Annotated in this window: 25 protein-coding genes; 12 read left to right on the top strand and 13 right to left on the bottom strand. The window is 54.7% G+C overall.

Features of this window, described 5'->3' with window-relative positions; translation table 11 throughout:
- The 7 genes from EXZ48_RS27240 to EXZ48_RS27215 form a co-directional block, all read left to right on the top strand.
- A partial coding sequence (locus EXZ48_RS27240; protein WP_245462371.1) for a protelomerase family protein occupies positions 1-1,063 on the top strand: 1,063 nt, incomplete at its 5' end.
- Between the two features lie 12 nt (positions 1,064-1,075).
- Positions 1,076-1,495, top strand: a complete 420-nt coding sequence (locus EXZ48_RS35975; RefSeq protein ID WP_130519819.1) for a thermonuclease family protein — start codon at positions 1,076-1,078, stop codon at positions 1,493-1,495.
- Positions 1,496-1,510: 15 nt separating this feature from the next.
- Positions 1,511-2,314 carry a hypothetical protein gene (locus tag EXZ48_RS27230; protein ID WP_130519817.1) on the top strand — a complete coding sequence of 268 codons (804 nt, stop codon included), beginning with the start codon at positions 1,511-1,513 and terminating at the stop codon, positions 2,312-2,314.
- A 4-nt stretch (positions 2,315-2,318) separates the two neighbouring features.
- Positions 2,319-2,573 (top strand): hypothetical protein, encoded by a 255-nt coding sequence (locus EXZ48_RS27225; RefSeq protein ID WP_130519815.1) that lies wholly within the window; start codon positions 2,319-2,321, stop codon positions 2,571-2,573.
- Positions 2,574-2,575: 2 nt separating this feature from the next.
- Positions 2,576-3,610 (top strand): hypothetical protein, encoded by a 1,035-nt coding sequence (locus EXZ48_RS27220; RefSeq protein WP_130519813.1) that lies wholly within the window; start codon positions 2,576-2,578, stop codon positions 3,608-3,610.
- A 130-nt stretch (positions 3,611-3,740) separates the two neighbouring features.
- Complete coding sequence (locus EXZ48_RS35040; RefSeq protein WP_164056983.1) at positions 3,741-3,911, top strand: hypothetical protein; 171 nt, start codon at positions 3,741-3,743, stop codon at positions 3,909-3,911.
- 95 nt (positions 3,912-4,006) lie between these two features.
- Positions 4,007-4,528 carry a PH domain-containing protein gene (locus EXZ48_RS27215; protein WP_130519811.1) on the top strand — a complete coding sequence of 174 codons (522 nt, stop codon included), beginning with the start codon at positions 4,007-4,009 and terminating at the stop codon, positions 4,526-4,528.
- A 13-nt stretch (positions 4,529-4,541) separates the two neighbouring features.
- Here the strand turns inward: EXZ48_RS27215 and EXZ48_RS27210 are convergent, their stop codons facing one another.
- Positions 4,542-4,940 (bottom strand): helix-turn-helix domain-containing protein, encoded by a 399-nt coding sequence (locus tag EXZ48_RS27210; protein WP_130519809.1) that lies wholly within the window; start codon positions 4,938-4,940, stop codon positions 4,542-4,544.
- A gap of 18 nt (positions 4,941-4,958) precedes the next feature.
- A complete protein-coding gene (topA, locus tag EXZ48_RS27205) occupies positions 4,959-7,061 on the bottom strand; it encodes a type I DNA topoisomerase (RefSeq protein WP_245462372.1) in 2,103 nt (700 codons plus the stop codon).
- Positions 7,062-7,158: 97 nt separating this feature from the next.
- Between topA and EXZ48_RS27200 the strand changes: the two genes are divergently transcribed.
- Both EXZ48_RS27200 and EXZ48_RS35035 read left to right on the top strand, forming a co-directional pair.
- Positions 7,159-8,739 (top strand): hypothetical protein, encoded by a 1,581-nt coding sequence (locus EXZ48_RS27200; RefSeq protein WP_130519806.1) that lies wholly within the window; start codon positions 7,159-7,161, stop codon positions 8,737-8,739.
- Between the two features lie 188 nt (positions 8,740-8,927).
- Complete coding sequence (locus EXZ48_RS35035; RefSeq protein ID WP_164056985.1) at positions 8,928-9,074, top strand: hypothetical protein; 147 nt, start codon at positions 8,928-8,930, stop codon at positions 9,072-9,074.
- Between the two features lie 9 nt (positions 9,075-9,083).
- On the opposite strand, the gene EXZ48_RS27195 is transcribed toward EXZ48_RS35035, so the two are convergent.
- From EXZ48_RS27195 to EXZ48_RS27185, 3 genes are read right to left on the bottom strand one after another with little or no spacing between them, the layout of a single operon-like run.
- Positions 9,084-9,545 (bottom strand): hypothetical protein, encoded by a 462-nt coding sequence (locus EXZ48_RS27195; protein ID WP_130519805.1) that lies wholly within the window; start codon positions 9,543-9,545, stop codon positions 9,084-9,086.
- Complete coding sequence (locus EXZ48_RS27190; RefSeq protein WP_130519802.1) at positions 9,545-10,996, bottom strand: M23 family metallopeptidase; 1,452 nt, start codon at positions 10,994-10,996, stop codon at positions 9,545-9,547. Before EXZ48_RS27190 ends, EXZ48_RS27195 begins: the two co-directional genes overlap by 1 nt.
- Entirely contained in the window at positions 10,993-11,418 is a 426-nt protein-coding gene (locus EXZ48_RS27185) for a hypothetical protein (RefSeq protein ID WP_130519800.1), read from the bottom strand. Before EXZ48_RS27185 ends, EXZ48_RS27190 begins: the two co-directional genes overlap by 4 nt.
- Before the next feature lie 145 nt (positions 11,419-11,563).
- Here EXZ48_RS27185 and EXZ48_RS27180 point away from each other — a divergent pair, with 145 nt between their 5' ends.
- Both EXZ48_RS27180 and EXZ48_RS27175 read left to right on the top strand, forming a co-directional pair.
- Positions 11,564-11,935: a hypothetical protein gene (locus EXZ48_RS27180; RefSeq protein WP_130519798.1), complete on the top strand. Its 372-nt coding sequence runs from the start codon at positions 11,564-11,566 to the stop codon at positions 11,933-11,935.
- 3 nt (positions 11,936-11,938) lie between these two features.
- On the top strand, positions 11,939-12,517 hold the full coding sequence (locus EXZ48_RS27175; protein ID WP_130519796.1) for a hypothetical protein: 579 nt from the start codon (positions 11,939-11,941) through the stop codon (positions 12,515-12,517).
- Positions 12,518-12,570: 53 nt separating this feature from the next.
- On the opposite strand, the gene EXZ48_RS27170 is transcribed toward EXZ48_RS27175, so the two are convergent.
- The 5 genes from EXZ48_RS27170 to EXZ48_RS27150 all read right to left on the bottom strand — a co-directional run bounded on the left by EXZ48_RS27170 (position 12,571) and on the right by EXZ48_RS27150 (position 15,817).
- Positions 12,571-12,936: a hypothetical protein gene (locus EXZ48_RS27170; protein ID WP_130519794.1), complete on the bottom strand. Its 366-nt coding sequence runs from the start codon at positions 12,934-12,936 to the stop codon at positions 12,571-12,573.
- Positions 12,933-13,610: an AAA family ATPase gene (locus tag EXZ48_RS27165; protein WP_164056987.1), complete on the bottom strand. Its 678-nt coding sequence runs from the start codon at positions 13,608-13,610 to the stop codon at positions 12,933-12,935. The genes EXZ48_RS27170 and EXZ48_RS27165 overlap by 4 nt, the downstream gene beginning before the upstream one ends.
- A 415-nt stretch (positions 13,611-14,025) precedes the next feature.
- Positions 14,026-14,610, bottom strand: a complete 585-nt coding sequence (locus EXZ48_RS27160; RefSeq protein ID WP_130519790.1) for a MucR family transcriptional regulator — start codon at positions 14,608-14,610, stop codon at positions 14,026-14,028.
- 191 nt (positions 14,611-14,801) lie between these two features.
- Positions 14,802-15,407 (bottom strand): hypothetical protein, encoded by a 606-nt coding sequence (locus tag EXZ48_RS27155; protein ID WP_130519787.1) that lies wholly within the window; start codon positions 15,405-15,407, stop codon positions 14,802-14,804.
- Positions 15,408-15,436: 29 nt separating this feature from the next.
- Positions 15,437-15,817: a hypothetical protein gene (locus EXZ48_RS27150; protein ID WP_130519785.1), complete on the bottom strand. Its 381-nt coding sequence runs from the start codon at positions 15,815-15,817 to the stop codon at positions 15,437-15,439.
- Positions 15,818-16,143: 326 nt separating this feature from the next.
- Between EXZ48_RS27150 and EXZ48_RS27145 the strand changes: the two genes are divergently transcribed.
- On the top strand, positions 16,144-16,578 hold the full coding sequence (locus EXZ48_RS27145) for a hypothetical protein (protein ID WP_130519783.1): 435 nt from the start codon (positions 16,144-16,146) through the stop codon (positions 16,576-16,578).
- Positions 16,579-16,684: 106 nt separating this feature from the next.
- Here EXZ48_RS27145 and EXZ48_RS27140 read toward each other — a convergent pair whose 3' ends face one another.
- The 3 genes from EXZ48_RS27140 to EXZ48_RS27130 form a co-directional block, all read right to left on the bottom strand.
- Positions 16,685-17,113: a hypothetical protein gene (locus tag EXZ48_RS27140; RefSeq protein ID WP_130519780.1), complete on the bottom strand. Its 429-nt coding sequence runs from the start codon at positions 17,111-17,113 to the stop codon at positions 16,685-16,687.
- Positions 17,114-17,126: 13 nt separating this feature from the next.
- Positions 17,127-17,465: a hypothetical protein gene (locus tag EXZ48_RS27135; protein ID WP_130519778.1), complete on the bottom strand. Its 339-nt coding sequence runs from the start codon at positions 17,463-17,465 to the stop codon at positions 17,127-17,129.
- 70 nt (positions 17,466-17,535) lie between these two features.
- The gene (locus EXZ48_RS27130; protein WP_130519776.1) at positions 17,536-18,465 is read right to left on the bottom strand and encodes a hypothetical protein; all 930 of its coding nucleotides are present in this window, start codon (positions 18,463-18,465) and stop codon (positions 17,536-17,538) included.
- Positions 18,466-19,238: the final 773 nt, after the last annotated feature.

Genomic DNA, 19,238 nt, shown 5'->3' with positions numbered 1-19,238 from the left:
GCAGGCCAGCGCCGTCTATAAGCGCGGCCTCGGGAAGCTCTGGAAGTCGGAGCTGGACGAAATGCTGCAAACCCTCAAGAGCAACACCGTTCTGACGACAACCGCCGCCTATCGCAACGAGCTTCGCAGACGCGGACTGGATGATGAACTAACGCTTTCCATCGTCAGACCACCCGAAGATGCCCAAAAGGCCCGATCCATCCAATATCGAGATGCAATTGTTGAGCAACACCGCGACTTGGTGCCTATGCCACACTGGCAGGATATCCTAGATCGCGCAAAGGAGCTTATTCCGGCCACAGACGCCTCTTGGAGCGCCTTGGAACAAGCAGCTCGTGAAACGGCCTCTGATATATCGAGAACACGCGCCGTCGAGATCGGCGTGGCTCTCGGTATCCTGACCGGCCGTCGCCCTTTCGAAATCTTCTGCCAAGGCGTCTTCTCGCCCCTGCCGATTATGGCAGACCCGACCACGAACACAGAACATACCCGTGGCCGTGGCTACGAGACGTGGCGCGTCCTATTCTCCGGACAGGCAAAGACTCGTGGAAACGAGGGGACGCAATTCGACCAGTCGTTTCCGATCCCCGTGCTGACAAAAGCGCGAGATGTCATTTTTGCTTGGATGGTGCTCCGCTACAGTGAAAGTGGCCAGATATGGCGCGAGATGACGAGCGACGAATTCAAAGCAGACTTGCTGCGCGCTCCGAACCCCAAGTGCATCCTTCCCGCCGTCCGTGACGAAATCCTCGAAAAACTCTGGCCAAAAGTCTCGCTCGAAGACACGCCGAACGTGATCGAAGCCAAGAAAATCAAGGCGCATAACGTTCGCGCACTGTACGCGGAAATCGCGGACCAGTTTTTCCGGCCTAAGTCGAAGACGAAAGCCGCATTCTTCGCAGAAGCGCTCGGCCACACTGAGAAGGATATCGAAACGGCCTCTTCCTACATGAAATACTACCTCCCCGATCAAAAAGATGCCGGCGCGACACGCCGGGTAAAAAAACAGTTGGCGAAAAAGATCGAGGCAGCAGCCGAAGAGCGCGAAGCTGAGGACAATTGAAGGGAGCAAGAATTGCATATCAGAGCTGGAATCGCTGCTCTCGCAGCACTCACCACCTCATTACCCGCAACAGCACAGGATCAATGGCCGATCTGCACTACGGGCAAGCGGATAACCTGCATCGTCGATGGAGACACGTTCTGGCGGGACGGCATTAAGTACCGGATCGTCGGTTATGACGCACCAGAAGCTGGCGAAGGCGCTCGTTGCGGTCAGGAGCGAGCGCTTGCGGATCGCGCTACCCAACAGCTTCAGCGTCTCATGAGCACGCCCGGCATCCAATACCGAGATCAAGGCGAAGATCGCTATGGCCGCGTGTTGACGCAGGTGATGACGCAGCATGGAGACATTGCAGACCAGATGATCAAGCTCGGCCTCGGCCATGCCTATCGCGGAGGATACCGTGATCGAAACCAATGGTGTCAGTCGTAAACCGGAGATCCATCAATGCGATTGCACACAGCCCTCGAACACCTGAAATCCGGCCACTACCGCTCAATGGAGCCATGGAAGGCCAATGAGATCGATGAGATGGCCCGGCATGTTGAGGCGTGCGCCGCCAGCGCCGCCGAATTTACCTTCAGCTTTCTCGATGCAGACCCCAAAGACGATACCCTCCAAACATTCATAGACTTTGCCAACGAGCTATGGGACGCGGAAGTTGCTCCTATCCCTCACGATGTTTTTTGGGTCTCGTGGGTGCAGAAGGTGCTCGATGAGCACGTCCATATGGCGGCTCTCTGTGAGAAAAATATGAGCCCTATCGATGGAAAGCTCGTCTCGCTTTCCGTGCGCGTCATGTTCGAAAATCATCGCCGCAATGGCTTGGTCTTCCTGAATCAAGTCGGACAGAGAGTTTGCGGCGATCACAAGCACGTCCTTGTCAGCCACGCCGACAACGATTCGACGCAACTGCTCGTGGACACGGGCTTTGGTGTGTCAGCGGCGCTGATCGGCGCCCTTGCCACTCCGCAAGCCATCCGCCGGGAAGAGCCTGCCCCGGCGCGCTTGAACAAGCAGCGCTTGCAGAAGAAAAAGCCGCCTATTGGCCCAATGATCGTGATCGATGTTCGCGCCAGCCAACAGGCATCACAAAACCGGAAGGGAGAGGGCGGCTGGACCGTCAAACCACACTGGCGAAGAGGTCATATTCGCCATCTGGCTGATGGCCGCATGATCCCCATCCCGCCTTGCTGCGTCAATATGGAAACAGGCATTCCCATCAAGCCCGAATATGTTGTGAAGGTCTGATCCCATGCCTTCGGATCATGTAGATGAACCGACGCTTGACGAGTTTACGATCCCGCACGTCGCCTTCGCGGCCGCTGAGCACTATGCCGTCTTTCCTACCGCCGAGAAGCACGAGCTGATCCAAACTCTCAAGCGCGATGTTGAAGCGCGCTTCGCACGAGAACGTGAAAATGTCGCCGGACATGCGGCGGCTTTGAAAGCAATTGAAGACGCGGATGCCCGTGGTCTTCTGGAAGTGATCTACGGGCAAGGAGACTAGAAATGGAGACAGGCGAGAACTTTACGGCGCTGAACTATAGCGCCCATGCGATTGAGAGCATGAAAGAGGTCGTACAGCGTCTCCCCCCGCATTTTGTTCAGTCCATCAACGCGATCCGCATCGTCAGCGATATGCTTCGCAGATCAGTGAAATTTATCCTGCCCAACTGCGCAGAGCTGCTTGATCCGCTGCACGTATCGCAAGCGCACATAGACCTCCTGAAGCTCCCCTTCCCGCTCGTTGCTTTCGAAGCTCCTTGGCAGAAAACCGATGCAAAGGACGCGGGTTATCTCGATCACTACAAGTCAACCCGTCGCATTGCCCTTTGTTGGGAGCCAGGTGCAACGCCGCCGCAACTGGCGCATCTCAACGTCATCCTAGATCGCTTTCCGCAGGGAGGCGTCTTTATCCTTCCTATTTCATGGCTGGATGTCATCGAGACGTGGAATGTAGGTATCGGCGGGGCTTTCGTTCCCTACGAGAACAGCTTGGCAGCAGTCGATCAGGCTCAAGTCAGCCCTTTGAGCGCCCGCGCGATGGAAGCCCTTAACAGCGCCGGTTTGCTGCCCAAAAAGCCGCAGCAGTTTGCAGCAGAGCCGTTCATTCTTCAGCCGGAGCATTTCGAAGCGGTCATTGCGAGAAGCGACCGTGAAACCGGATTCGCGAACATAATGAACGACACGAGGGATGAAGGTATGGCCGTGGTTCAAGCGTGTGCAGTCCTCAACTGCGAAAACGTAGCGACGGCGGATATTGAAGCCCCTGCCAAACTGAACAAGGCGCGGATTGCCAAGGGGAAGCAGCCTTTCTTTTCTTATAAGGTTCTGGCGCTGGCCGCTGATCGTCCGTCCCCCGGTAATACCGGCAGCGCAAGTGGAACACACGCCAGCCCCCGTCTTCATCTTCGCCGGGGCCACCTTCGTCGTCTACCTGAAAAGACCGTGTGGGTAAGAGCTGCCATGGTTGGTGCAGCCAGTGAGAGCGGCGTCGTCTCCAAGGAGTATCGGCTCGTCAAAACCCGAAACAAGGAAACCTGAGCGGTTCCGACCCAACCCTGTCTGATCGGCTATCGGCGGATTCGAGGGCCTTTTTGTGCCTTGCAAGGAAGCGGGAGAGAATCAAGGTGCAGGGGTTATCTCCCTGCGGCTCAAACCTTGGAGATACAAAATGAGCACATCTATCGAAGCAAGCTTTCACGCCCTTATCGTCCTCACTGTCGCTTTTATGGCCGGATTTCCATCAATCGGTCTCGGCGGTGCATTCGTCATGTGGATCGTTTACAAGGTTGCCGCCGACTGGCTGGACGACTGGTGCTCGCGCGAACGCTGGCTACCTTGAAACCAGAAGGGGCGCTCATGCGCCCCTTTCCCGCTTTTCCTTCGACAACAAAAAATGATATGACTTCGTTGTGAAACAAACAACGGAAGTGATGGATGGAAGACGGCGAACAAGAACCACTGACGATCTACCGTCTCTCGAAAATCATATTCGTCGGGCCGGTGCTGATTGCTGGCCTCGGAACAGCGGCTCTCTGGTACGTCTGGACCTCTGACCTCTACCTTATGCACAATCTTGGCCCGATGGTGCTCGGGTTATCTCTTTACGAGAGCTTTTACCCCACGATCTTCCTTGTCTGCCGAATTGCGACCGCCATCATTGCCATGGGCTTTGCAACACAAGTGCTCGTGTGCCTCATCAGGTACATGACAACAGAGCTTAGAGTTTTCAGTAACCGCGTGCTCTGGCGAACCGGTTTCATCAGCCGAGATATGTTCACGACCTCTGTTCGAGAGATCATAGGCGTTCAGCTTACGCAATCCGTTCTCGGCCGGATACTCGGCTTCGGCTCGATATCGATCAGTACGCGAGGGGACGATCAGATCGTAGCTGACCTGATCAGCGGAGCGCCGCAGGCATCACGAACGATTATGGCACTCAAGAACAACGCCGAATAGGACGGCCATCCGGTCATTGCTCTTCGTCGGCTAGAGCCTTCACCAGTGAGAGAACCTTTCGTCTGATACCCCCATCGGGTATTTGCGCGAACGCACGATTCAAGGCTAGACCTTCGGAAGTGCCAACGAACTGAGTAAGAAGTTCAGACTCCCCGGAGCTTTCAGCCACATCATGGCTTTGCCCATCTTCAAAGAAATACGAAACCGGCACCCCTAGAATGCGGGCCATATCCGACAGTCGGCTTGCGCCGACCCGGTTTGTGCCCTTCTCGTACTTCTGGACCTGTTGAAATGTGATCCCAAGCGCTGTTCCTAGAGCCGTCTGGCTCATGCCAGTAAGTCGCCTGCGCAGCCGGATTTTATTGCCCACATCGATGTCAATCTGGTTCGGCTGTTTAGGATGAACGCCCATCTGTTTCCCCTGCTGATGTCATGAAGCTTTACGCCTGCGCGCGGGCTTCGATTTTCCCTTAGCCTTCCCGTTCTTGGAAATGAAGGCGCTCGCCACATCGCTTGTGACATTATCCGGCCATCCGGCAGGGGGCTGTAGCCCATTTTGCTCGATCAAGGTCGCGATGAACTCACGCTGCTTGTCGCTGGCAAGTCGAGGCGGCGCGGCGGCAAGGGCCTCATCAATCCACACCGAGAGAGCTTTTGCAGACGCCATAACCTCTTCCGGCAGAGATAAGCCATTCTCTTCCGCGATCCGCTTTGCAAACGCTGCCTGCTTCTCAGAAGGCGTATCCGACCGCTCGATGACTGCTCCCGGCTTGCCGTTGTCGTTTTCACAAATGACAGGGCATCCATCGCGATAGCCCGAACAACCGAAAAAGCTCCGCGACTTACCCGTCACAAGTCGCAGCGCCTTGCCGCACTTAGGACATGGGTGGGCAGGCTTCACGCTCGCGAGCTTCCCAAGCTCAACATCGAGGCGCTGATCAAGATCAGCGATCACATCGACATAGCGTTCTCTGCCTTCCGCTATGAGATCGAGGCGTTTTTCGAGGTCTTTGGTGAAGTCGTATTCGGCGAAGTCAAAACGGCCGACGAGGTTTCCGACGATGGCCCGGCCGCTCTGTGTCGGGACGAGATACCGTTTTTCCACCACAACATATTTCTTGTTGCAGATATTCGATACGATAGCCGCAAAGGTCGATGGCCTACCGATGCCCATCTGCTCAAGTTTGCGGATCAAGCTGGTTTCGGTGTAGCGCCGGGGCGGCTTTGTCGCCTTGCGCAAAATCTTGCCTCCCGTCGCTGTCACGGAAGTACCTGGCTGTAGCATCGGGACGCGCCCGTTGGTCGACTCGTCCTCATCTTCGTCATCGCTCTTTTCATCCGCAGCAACGATCCTCCACCCTTGCTTAACCAGCTCGGCGCTGCGAGCACGGAAATGGAAGCGCTCGCCACCGGCATCGGCCGTGAGATCGAGCGTCACTGTTTTGTAGACGGCATCTGCGAGCTGCGAGGCAACGGCGCGCTGCCAAATCAGCTTGTATAGCGCTTTTTGCTTGTCATCCTCCCCCGCCTCACGATCCTCAACATGAGTTGGTCGAATAGCCTCATGAGCCTCCTGTGCTCCTTCAGGCAGCGGCCAGCGTCGTTTTTTTTCCGAAAGCTGCCATCCCTGCCCCTCAGCATAGGCACCGATAGCCGCAATCCCGTCATCTGAGAGGTTCGGATTGTCTGTCCGGTGGTAGGTAATCAAACCGGCTTCGAAAAGGCTCTGTGCAAGCTTCTGTGTCAGGGCTGGAGGGTATCCAAGGGTGGCTCCCGCCGCCTGCAAGAGCGCGGAGGTCGTAAACGGTGCGGGTGGTCCCTTGGCAACGGGCTTCTCGGCCGCTGCCGTCACCGTGAAGCGGCGGCAAGCCGCAGCTCGCTCGGCCAAACTCTGATCGAGGATGTATTCGTCATCGCCCTGCAGAAAGGATTTGGTCTGCCACTCGGCGGTCCACGAGCCGTTCTCAAACTCCGCTAACGCCGAAAAATGGTCTGTCACCTTGAAGCGGTCTATCTCATTCTGCCGTTCGACAACGAGGCGGACTGCGGGCGACTGGCAACGACCGGCTGTCAGGGACTGCCCCGCTGCCGTCGATATCGGAAAGGACACTCGGTAGCCGATCAACCGATCCGCTGCTCTGCGTGCCTCCTGTGCCGCGACAAGCCGCCGATCAATCGGGCGAGGCGCGGCGAGTGCCGCCTTTATACCGGTCTCGGTTATCTCGTTGAATGTGACCCGCTGATACCGCTCGATGCGCAAGTAACGCTTCAGATGCTCGGAAATCGCCTCCCCCTCACGATCCGGGTCCGTTGCAAGATAAATGGCATCGGCCTCGGCGACCAATGGCTTCAACCGGCTGATGACAGATCGGCCGCGCTCGGATGCTACATAGGTGAGCTGGTATGTTTGCGGTTCAACGGCCATCTGGTCCGTTGGAAGATCTACAATATGGCCCATGCTGGCCTCTACTCGCCAATCGGAACCAAGCAGCGATCCAATTTTCTTAGCCTTGGTAGGGCTTTCGACAATCATGAGTTTCACTGCACCCTCCTGATAGCAAATCGCTGAAACATTTGATAACGTTTCCGCTAATGAAATCATTGTCAATGATCGAGTGGGAAAAGGGAAAATGGCACCAAGGGATCAGAAGAGCGTCGGATGGCTGGAAATCGGCACGGCGCTGTTTTTCTGTCTGGCGATCCTAACTGTAGTATGGGTGATTTTCCGCGCGCCAGTAGGAATGCTCTATCGCGCGGCTCGCACTGCTGAAACCGGCACGCTTTGGAAACTGACCGCGTGGGGCGACTATTTCGCCTACACGCCGGGCAAGGACCTGAGTATCCAGTCGATCTTTCTGTCGTCCCTTCCCTTCGGCGTGGTGTGCGCCGGGATCATAGTTCTGGTCGGCCTCTTTATGAGAGCGAAGGTCGAGAGCAAGCACATCATTACCTATCTGCGGCCGAAGAAGGATGCAGAGTATGCAATGAGCCACAAGGAGCTGATGCAGCGCTTCGCGCCGTTCTATCCTCATTGCGAGTTCTTCCTGAAATTCCCCATGCACAGATATTCGGCCAGCTCCGGCCCTGCGTCTCAGCCGATGTCAGCACTTGAGCTGCTGATCGACAGCGGCGCTATCGTCGCTGATAAATTCAAGGTTCCTGAGAACGACGAAGAACAGACCTCCCCCAAGCCGGAAGAAGCCGACGAGGACCGAAAGGCAGGTGAACGGGCAATCAATCGCAGCGCTCTGCGAAAGGCCCTAGAGAAGCCCTTTGGGCCGCACAACCCGTTTCTAAATGTGAACCTTCGTAATGACGCCGCTGTAAGGGCTGCGATAGATGAATTGCCATGGTACGCGACCGTGATCCTGTACTCGGCCCTTGTGCGCGTGAATGCGCTTCACGACAGCGACATCAAGCTCTCAAGTGTCTTGGATGCGAGCGAAGAGTTCCTTCGAGATGTCTGGCGCGACATCAACCGTGAAAAGACCAAGCTTGGCGACAGTCTTGTGATCGGGCCATACGACTACCCTGATCCCGATAAAAAGGCCGGGAAGCCTAAGAAAAAGAAAGCAAAGGGTGCTGATATCGGCACCGGCATCGAGCAGCCATCCAACATGATAATCCTGTCGGAACATCTGGCAAAGGTCGGCCCCAATTTCAAAACAACGAAGCGGGCGAAAGAAGAGCTGGCAAAGATCATCGTGAAGCCCGCCACCGGGATCGATCCGAAGCGCCCGGTCGATGTGATAGACAGGATCGTGCAGCGGCACGGATACGTATTTGGCGTCTTGGCATCGTCGCTTACTGACGGCAAGGATGGTACACTTAAAGCCGCTCGATCTGCCGGGGTCATGGCACCAAACACGTTCCTCTGGCTGCGGTTTGCCGACAGAAGCATGTGGCGTTTTCTAAACTATGTCGGCATGCAAACCCCCTGCCCGGAAGCGGCTGGAATGTACGATCACTGGCAGACAGAGCTTGTTCTGAAGACCGGCCGCACACGGCCTGAGATTGCGGAAAGCACGATAACGGCCATCGTCCAAGAAGCCAGAAAACAGTCGCCTGACGCGCTTACAATGCGCGATTTTGATGAGCTGGTAGCGAAGGTACGAAACCAGACCAACACGGTCGATGAGATGATTATCAAGTCGTCCGAAATGTGGAACGACGACAACGCACAAGTGCCAGAGCTGGTGCCGGATCGGTAGGGATTACGATGACGAGATCGGATAAATCACAAGCCTCATGGGGCACATATTGCCGTAGCTACCTCGTAACACTCGGCGGTCTATTGGGTGGCGGCGCGAGCGTGTTCCTTGTCGCGCACTACACGGAATCTCTCGTGCTTCCGTGGCAAATCACCCTGCTACTCTCCACTTTCCTGCTAGGTGGAATCATGCTCGCTCTCGCTGGCCTCTTCGGTACGGCAGCGCAGATGGAGAGGCTTGCGGATTCGACCTCAGATTATGAGCTGGTGGGAAGGATCGCGATTGTCGCTCATCCCGTCTATCTGATGCTGCGACCGATCTATGAGCGGCGTTAGCGCCGGGCGTCAGCGCTGGCGGCAATAACGCATTACCACATCACCGACGCTGCCCTGCTCGTCAAGCTGGACATCATGGATGGTGATCGAGATGTAGTTGCTGTCGTGCTGCTCGATGAAACCTTTACGGCCAACCACGCTGTACTCGTGTTCTGCCTTGATCGAAAAAGGCGTGCGCCCTCCCTCAGTCCGGCCGAATTCAACGACCCCGGTAACATCTGAGCCTTCTTCATCTGTCTCCATGCGATGGGGCGTGATGGTCAGATTTGCCGCTGCACTCTCGTCGGGATCGTACTCGTCTGACCGCAAGAAAGCCTCACAGCCTTCATTGTTCTTTGGATCAGGCTCTTCCCCCTCGGCGGTTATCACCCGCAGCCAGTGCCCAACGTATCCATCCGCAAAAGCAATTTCGGGAGACGCGACCAACGCGCCCCCCGAGAAAACTAACGCGATCACGAAACCGCGGATCATCACTGCTGCCCGATCTCTGTTCGCGACATCAACAGGAGCATATGTGCGAGAGCACTATCGGTTCGACCTTCAAGGTTCTGCGCCAGCGAAGCTGCTGCGCGAAGCTCAAGGGCATTCTGCCGGGTCATATTTATCGCCAGCGAGCGCAAATCCTTGTCGGCGTTTGCCGCCGCGCTGCCTCCGCTGGTCATGTAAGTCCCCTCGCCTCCTGCCATCGCGGCAGAATTGTCGCTGTCGCCAGAACTGGTCGGTGTCTCGGCAACATCTTGGCCCGGCGTGCAGGTATTGGGGAGCGACTGGCTGCGACCGGCGCGAACAGCAGCCATGCCGACGACAGGCACGCGCTCTTTCAAGTAGCGCTCTGGATTCACATAATACCACGTATTCGGGGATGCCGACGACAATGCATCCGAGGTGGCATAGCCGTTCGGATCGCGTTTGCCGCCGCCTACGGGAAACACGCAATCGTCAGTGCTCGATCCCGGCACGCATTTGCTCGCTTTGACGGCACTTGCTGGAACTTGCACCTCGAAATGGAGGTGCGGTTTTCCTGCCGACTGATTGTCGCCGATCTTGGCGATTTCTTCCCCGGCGCTCACGTCTTTCGGGTCAGGCCGCGAATATGAGTGCAGATAGAGCGTTCGGAACTGACTGCCTGTCACTTTGACGCCCATCGAACCGACGCTCAGTTTGCCGTCATGGGCAGCAAATAGAGGCTGATTAGTGGAAGCTTGGCCCTGCGCTCCCTGCGGATAGATGTCCGATCCGCGATGCCAGCCGTTACCAGAACCCGCGCCGGGGCGATTCCAGGCACCGTACTCACTGAAGACAACAGGACTCTGAACGGGATGGGCTGACAAGCAGGAGCCGCCCCCACCTGCCGCGACCTCATCCCCGCTGCACGTCTCATTGACCTGATTTTCAGCAACATAGGTGCCCGCGCACGTTCCATTGCCGTCCACTGCTCTGCCAGTGCAGGAACCGCCGCTTGTGAGCCAATCTTTGAGGCCCCCCGCTCCGACAAGGTGACTGCCGGCGATCAAGCCGCCACGGGTGACAGTGACCCCGTTTATCGTCTGACCAATGTACTGCTGGTAATTCCCGAGATAGGTGAGGTTCCGGTTTCCGTATTCCAGAAATGCGGCGTCCTGCGCCGACGGCGTATTCAGATAGTCCTCTAGCGAGTTGATGCCATTCTTACCGGTCCAAGTGCCGTCGCCGCGCATATACCCGACATCGATCAAAGCGGATCGGCCCATCTGATAAGCACCATAGTAACCGTTCCCGGTGTTGGTGCTATAGTTCCCGCTGCCCTCGCTCTGCCGTATGTTGTTGAGCATCGAGCCGCAATTTGTTGCGGTGGGCTGCGGGTTTCTGGCCGCATGGGCAAACATGGTGCCCGCGAGAAAGATCGTCGCGGCCGTGAACAGGATGCGCGAGGATCTGATCATGGAAGCTCCACCTGTTTGCCGCAAATCGAAAGCTTGTCGTCAGTCACATCGACCGTATTCCGGTCTTGGCAAGCGTTGATGCGCTCACTTGTCGCCAGCACCTTGAAGTCAGGCGAAACACGCTGGACGTACCATGAGCAAGAATTGGCGCCGCACAGAGGCGATCCCATCATCGAGACAAGGTAAGTGTTACCCTTCGCCTCAAAAGAGGCATACATGAACTCGTAATTCGCGCCCATAACCTCTTGGATATCGTTCTTCCACAAGCGGTTCATAATCGAAGCAACGACATTCTTCGGATCGTTGATCTCGGCCGGGTTAAAAAGCTCTGTGAACGTCAACGGTGCCGCCATGGTGGCGGTAGACGAGAGCGCCGTGGCGACCGAAACAGCAGTAATTATGGCCGTTCGCTTCAACTGCATGAGTTTTCCTCTCCTTGCTCAAGCGCGCGAGTGCTACTCCTACTCGCACAAGGCGCAGACGAAGATTCCAGCGCCCTTGACTGGAAACTGTTTTGCCAGAAGAAAGGCGACATGACAATGTTTCCGTATCGAGATACATTGTCGAATGAAACTCGAAACAGGTCACGGACAAGGTATGTTTTCACGAATTCTCTTCACGATAACGCTACCGATCCTGTGCGGAGCGCTACCGCAGATGGCCGCAGCTCAGGACGCGCGCGCACCAGACCCTGTGATTACTAGGCCGGGCGGCGAAGGCAACGTGTCTCGCTATGAATTTGCGCCAGAAGACCAGCCGACGCTTCAATACAAAGCACCGCCTGCGGGAGCTGACACCGATCTGTTCGGCAACGAGGTCGATATTCTTCGCGATCAGGTCCGCGAGCTGGAGAACGCATTGATGGAGGTTCGGGCGGAGAACCGGAAGCTAAAAGCGTACAACGAAACACTTCTGAAGGAATTGGGGAAAGCGGATTAAAAGATGACCGATCTCACCGAAATCATAATCAATCTCTTCAAAGCCAACTCAATCCTTCTCTCCATTATGATCCTGTCGATCACGATCTTTGGGGTCATCGTGGGCGGCATGGGACTTTTAGAAGGCTACCAGTACACCAGCGGCAATAGCCGTTTCTCGACGCGTCAGGCGACGTTTACCGGCGCGATCATGAAGCTAGCCCTCGGCAGCGCAGCGGCGATGGGCGCAGTTATTTTCTACCGCTTGGCTGGCACCTTTTCACTCGCCGAAGATGCGACCACGAGCAATGTTCTCGATTATGCGCAATCTGGCTCGATCACGGGCACGTACTGCCAGCAGTTCCAATACTCCGTAACTCTGATCTGGATGATCATCGGCACGGTGGCGCTTTTCAACGCCGCCCGTTCGGCATATCGCAAATCCAATGGCGAGATGGTGCCATGGAGCACACCGGTCTACTATCTGATCGGGGGAATTATGTGCTATTTCGTCAACGGCATCACTGCAATGATCGCGAACACTATCGGCCTTGAAGTCGGACTCGACAACATGTGCAAGGCTTTCGGTATGGCCGGGGCTTAATCGTCTGTTGCGAGGACCGCAAGCAAGGCTGCGGTCCTCGCGTCGATCCGCCACTAGAGAGCTGGCGGATTCCCATCTTCATCCACCCCTGCCCTTTCCAGAACCCATTCAAGCGTCTCGTCGTAGGGCATGCGCAATGTCTTGGAAAGCTCCACGAACCGGTTGTGGGTTGCCAGACGCACCCGCATGTTCAGAGGCTGAACGATCCCTTTGCTTTTGCGCTTGCTGGCGATCTTGAGCGGCTGCTGTCGGATCGTACCTTCCTGCGTTTCTACAATTCGCTCGACTTCCTTGGCGGTCGGCAGATCGTCGCTTACAGGGGTCGGCTTCATGCTGGCAGCAAGGCTAAGCTTGTTTCTCACATCGGCCGGGTTTGGATCGATATGACGGTTCCCAAATCCGAGAGGTTTGCTGCTCATGCGGCTTTCTCCTGCTTGTTGATGATGTATTCGACCAGCTCGGCCGCGAGAAGGTCGGCATTTGTTATCGCCTTATCGACACCGTTGTACTCGTCGCGATTTAGCTCTGCGAGTGGAACGCCTTCCAGCATCATGGCCTTGTAAGCAGACCGCTCGTGGAGGTGGGTTGTGAAGGAAGGCACATCGTTCCCTTGAATTTCAGCCATGATTTTGCGCTCCACGCGCGAAATCATATTCGGTACGGTCCTCGACCAGAGAATTCGCTTATCGACCGTCCGACCTAGCGTCTCTTCGTCGCTCGTAATCAATGCGAAGGAGTCTGCGGCTTTTCGTGCGTCTTCTGGACTAGGCTGCATCGGGATAATCATGAGATCGGCCCTGCTCACGACAGGGGTTCTCATATCGGACGTGAAACCCGCCATATCAACGAACACAAACGCGCTCTTGGCTGAGGCATCTTTGATAGCTTTGTGAATGCCGGTGCTCGATGTCTGCTCAATGACTTCAATGGTCGATGTCGTCGCCTGCTCACGCCAGTTAGCGATCGATCGCTGAGGGTCAGTATCGATAACCGTCACTGAGGCATTCTGTCGTGCCAACGAATCCGCCAGCACGAGCAGGGCCGTGCTTTTGGTTGATCCACCTTTCGAATTAAATGCTGCAATAACGGGCATATAAGCGCTCCTTTTGGATTGTAGCGTGAGCACGCACGCAAACTCATTCAAATGCGTTCGGTATCTTTCATATACATTATCAATCTTTAACGTTCTGTAAACAGCTTTTGCAAGCGTTCGCGTGCGGTCTCGTTCTTTCGCTTGCTGTTGCGTTCTTGCGCGTTCTTTTGCTTGCACGTGCATGAACGCATTTGCGTTTACTTGCGTTCTAATGCACGCAGCCTGATCGCGAGCGGGAACCGCGCTCCCACATTGCGCCGTAGGTGACGGGAGCGATCTATCAAGGCTGCGAAACTACCAACAGCCAGGAAAAAACAAACCCCGCATTTGCCCGTACAGAGCGAAATGCGAGGTTCAATGGGGAAACTAACGTCAGAGGGGCGAAACGCCTCCCTACGAAGCTCTGTGGCCGTTTTCAGCCTTCATCATCGTCGTGGCCTTTGCTAACGCGCCTCTTATCCCACACCCGATGTTTCAGGACGACGCCACGCCGCGTGTCTTGGACCTTCTTGGTCCAAAGCAAATATTCATCTGGCAGGCCAAACAGCCTGCGATAATCGTCGGCCGTAATCTCATAGCCGACGAGACTGCGCGTCAGGATCTGAAACTGGGAGCCATCAAGCAAGCTGGTGATGTGATCGCTGGTAGTCGCGGTATCGACATCTCTCACGGGCAGAAGGCGAGGGCGGCTGTCGAGGTCATCCAGTTCATCGATCACGGTGAGAAAATCTTTGGTGTAATCTCGGAGCTGAGTGAGCTTGACGATGTACTGAGTGAGCGTGTCGTGCGCTTTGCGCCGGGCGGCGGTATCGAAATTTTGGAGTTCATCTGCACGAGGCGGGGTATGGTCCAGCTCGGCAATCAATGACTGCTCCTGACGCATAAGCTCCGACAACTCACCGATGTACTCACGCTGCTTCTCGATGACTGCTCGTAAACGCGTTCGCAATCGCCTCTCAGTGGGACGATGGCTACCGCGCTTCTGCGTCTTCCGCGTCATTGGTACACCTCCCCACGCGGCAGAACTTCATTTCTCATTGTCGGGATAGACTCCTGTAGGTATGCCGTGACAATCAAAGCTTAGTGATTTGTCAGATTGTCACAATTAAATAAAATGGCTGGTGCCCTCGTGTACAGCGTTATCCTTTCGCATTTTATTATTTCTCTACCCCCACCTTATTATTGTTCCATTTAGGATTGTTTTTTAAATATATTTGCTAATTCTGCTTGTATGAACTCCCCAAGTGGAGCTTTTTCCTCATAAAATCGGTTCTCAGCGACCTGCCAAGCGCGGTAGCGCATAGCGAAGCAGCCCATGAAAAGCGGCATCGAAAGCAGAAAGGCCGCAAACATCATTAGGCCCGATCCGACCCAGCCGCTATAAAGCACTGCGGCTGACAAAACCGCGCAAGCAATCACAAACAGAATGGTCGCCGATCTAATAAAATAGGCTCTACGAGCCTCGGGAGCATAATGGACGACAGGCCCATTGATGTCCGCAAGCTCACGTAATGTAATCTCCAGTCCGCAATCTGGATCGGAGCATCGTCTAGCGTTGGGCCGTCCCGAAATCGGCACAAGAACGCCGCTACGGCCTTCACGCTTGCAGTCAGGACAATCAGGTCGATCAGCGCTGAAGGCCGAGACCGTCATCTTCAACGCGTTGCGGTGAGAATCTTTAATAGGGCGGGGGATCACCCTGCCGGGCCAACGCAAAAAGCCCCTCTTATCTGCAACCGGGGGCGTATCATCAGCATCGGTAGTCTGAGCCACCTTGCGGCGTCGGAAGATTTTCATTGTTAGACCAGCTCGCTACTTGTTGTGGTTCACTGAAGCTGGATGTGCGGGAACCATTCCTCGAATAACTCGACCCGATCCAACTGATCTGCCGGGACAGTAAGCCTCAACCGCTCGCCGTTGTTACCAATTACAAGCACAAGACCATCACCGGACAAGGAAAGAGAGCACCAATCGCCGTCTCCGTTAAGGAATTCCGTTGATACAGAAAGATCACCCGAATCTACTGTGAATGTATAGCCGCCCCGAGCGACTTCACCGTCTGAAGAACCCCATAGCCTAAAGAGGCTTTTTATTGCAGGGTGAGCCAGCGATTCTGCGACATCCATTGAAAATGCGAAGGGCAAGGCTTCCCATGCAGCGACGGGCAGGCTCGTTGGCTTATAAGCCATTTCTGAAACGTCAGGCATGGGTGTACGCTCCCTATTATCGCTCAAGGACAGAGTAATCGAATCGTGAACTGATATCAAGACCGCCATATTACCACGGCGTACACCGCATGATATCACGTGCTATCACCTCATATCGCCTTACATCGCTATCATGCGCGTGCTAACGGTTGGTAGCATTATATAGATGCACAGCGCGCAATGATCTGATTTAATGAAATGCGTCGTAGATTTCGACATCCCATATCTTAATCATTCGCAGGATATCACTTTCCATTGCACGGTATTGATTGTAACATTAAGCGTCCGCTCCAGATGCGGCGACATAGGTTGGGGAAGGGGAGATAATGGCTCCGCGAAGAGCATCGAAAGCTGGATCGGGCGAGGCGATAGCCGAACGCCCCATCATTGACATGCATACGTTGCGCCTTCCCCGAGAAGAGGCGGCACGAGTTGAGACTTTTAAAAAACTCCACCGGCTTCCAACAGGCGACCTTTACGTGTTCCTGATGAACATCACCGGCATCAACGAAGATGGATCAAACAGGGTCCTCGTTGACTACGCCCGTTTCGATTCAGACGATGACGTGAGGCCGACGATAGATAATTCCTCCATGCGTCTGCCACGCGACCAGTCTGACCGCATGAAAAACTTCAAGAAAAATCACCGCTTGTCTGTCGGCGAAATGCTGATCTTCATGATGGACAACGCCAAGATTGCCGCCGATGGAAACACTCGGCTGCTCATCGATTATGAAACCTTGACGCTAATTGAGAAATAATCACCTTACCGAACCGCTCATGAAGCAGATCGCGAGCGGGAACCGCGCTCCCAAATTGCGCCGTAGGTGACGGGAGCGATCCAAATCGGATCACAGCCTTACCAGATCAAATGTACTCGTATTGCAAACCGGGATCGGTGATGACACCCGGCGTGACAATTCTCCCGACAATAAACAGTCTACCAAGCGGCTTATGATCACGTTGATCATCGCGAACACGCCTCATTGTTCGCCTGAAAGACGCCCCATTCAGACGCGCCGTAAGGAACGCGCCCTGCTCGTCAACAGCAATAGAAACTTCAAGGTCCGGTTGTGGTAGATGCTTGTCACGAATAGCACAGTCATCGAACATATCGATTGAAACTGGAATACGGATCAAAACCCCCTTAGCGGGCACCGTAAGGCGGTCGGCAGGGAAGCTGGCGCGCTTAGGCGCACGATGAACAGCGCCATCGTTGGCGTTGGCTGCGCCCCGGCGATCCATGCCGCCACGCGGAAAATGATCAATCATCGAAACTTCAGCCAGGTCGCGCACATCACACCTCATTCTACTCGCTGAGAGAATATACCGGATGTTTGTCTTCATTGGGATGAACCCGGCCTTCATCCTTCAAAAATTTGATCGCAGCCCGGCATCGAGCACCCGCACTTTCACGAGAGATGCTGAAGAGGTCTTGGAACGTAGCTGTGAAAACAGACATTCTGGCCCCTTTGACCTCTCCATCACGAAGGAGGGTCAATATCAAATCAGCATCGCGCTTCATCTGTGAATTGCTGCGCCTTCCACCTGCATCGTCAGCAAGCTTGCGTGCAAAAATCTCTTTTGCCTTCTTCGCGTCGTAGCTGAGATTATCATCCCGTTCCGACCTAACGCGTTTTGTCGTCATCTAAGCCTCACAAAAATAGAGCCTAGAAGTTATCAAAGACAGCAAATAATGCAATACGAGACGGCTTGATTTATGGTTTGAACCCCGATGTCTGTGAGGGTGTTGCGCGAACTTTCGCCGTGCTCATTTCATTATTCGTAGTCTGGTTGGAAGCGCCATTATCAGAAGCTTTCGGTTGAGCAATATTCACGGACTGATTAACGGCTTTAGCAATTGAACCGGCCAACTTAGCAAGAGACCTTTTATCGACATTCTCAACGCTTACAGCGGACGGTTTAACCGGGAGACCAACACGCCCTTTCCTACGGTTTCCGTAGGATGTGTGTGCAGTTACTGCGCTACGGTGTCCCATAGCTGCCGCAACCTCACCACCTTGATAATCCAATGTATTTTTCGCGTTAGCTGCAAACTGGTGTCTGGCGTCGTAAATTCGCGTTTTCATCTCCTTGGGAGTGATCAGTTTCATCTTTCTTAGTTCTGCCTTTGCTCCACGTAGGGCGCGGCGAACATGCGTTCCAATGTCATCCCACTCAACGCCATTCAAGGCAGTAATAACCCTATCAATGGCCGAACGCTGCTCGAACGTAATCACGTCATCTAGCAGGAATAGCTCTCTTTTCTCACCATTACCGGAAACGCCCGGCCGATACTTTGCGTTCGGAACTGTCAAGACATCATCAACAAGGCTTGCATCCTTCCATTCAACCGGTCTCAAGCCTGTTGCGATACCGGCTTCAATCATATCTGCGGCAAGAAGCTGGAAGCGTCCACGATTTCCATTTCGAAGGACATGGATCAAATCCTGTTCTAACTGTGGCCCAACGCCTTTTGGCAGCTTTAGCTTCGGCTTTACGGCTGGCTTTTTCTCACGAAAAAGGCGCGTAAATCGCTCAGCTTCCTCATGACCAATCTCGCTTGTAATCCACCACTTTATCGCCGCTCTGATGAAGCGCCAACTCGCATCAGTTAGATAAGGATCATCTGCCGTGGCGACCACCACATAATTCTCGGGGGTCGGCTCCAAACCACAACGAGCCAGTTCTGCATTCCAACGGGTCGCAGCCCTTCGATATGCCTTCTCCGTTCTCAATGATGGCAAAACAACATCCCCTACGTTTACGGACCACTGATATCATCAGATGTATTGCAGCATATCCCTGCCATCAAGTGATATCACGTGCTATCAGGTGATGGCTTCCCGATGGCCTCGGCATCAAGCGAATTGGTGCTTTTCATTTCATCCTCTAGCTGGCATAAAAGGACATTGAATTTGATTTGTAGAAGGTTGTGAACATGCTTGGAAAGTCAATTGCTGTGATTGTTGTCGCCGCCACTCTCGCCGGTTGCCAGACAACATCAAATGAGCCAACTGACGCCTATGTAAAGCGGACGCTGGAGAACAACGCTACCACCATGGCTCCACGGGTCTCGGCCTCTGCTGACGTAAACACAGCGGCTGCTCCAAATTCATAAATATTAGCATGGCAGTAACCGCTCGAAATTGCGCCGTCGATATTGGTTCGGTTTGGGTCAAGGCTATGGCGACGGTTCCCGGTGGGACACGTCTGGTTCAGTTTCCAACACGTCTAGGATTGGGGACTCGCGTCTCGGGTCCTCGCGATAAGCCTCCCCAAGTTGTCACTTACGGTGATGCGGTTGTCAGGGTAGGGGACCGTTCAGATCGGACAGGCTTCGTTGAATCTGAGTTGCCGAAGGCCCTCTCGGATACTCACTCATCGGCGGTAATGATCGCCGCAGCTTATGACCGCTTGG

The organism is Shinella sp. JR1-6 (assembly GCF_004284735.1).
Taxonomy (GTDB): Bacteria; Pseudomonadota; Alphaproteobacteria; order Rhizobiales; family Rhizobiaceae; genus Shinella.
This window is presented reverse-complemented; position numbering and strand designations above follow the sequence as displayed.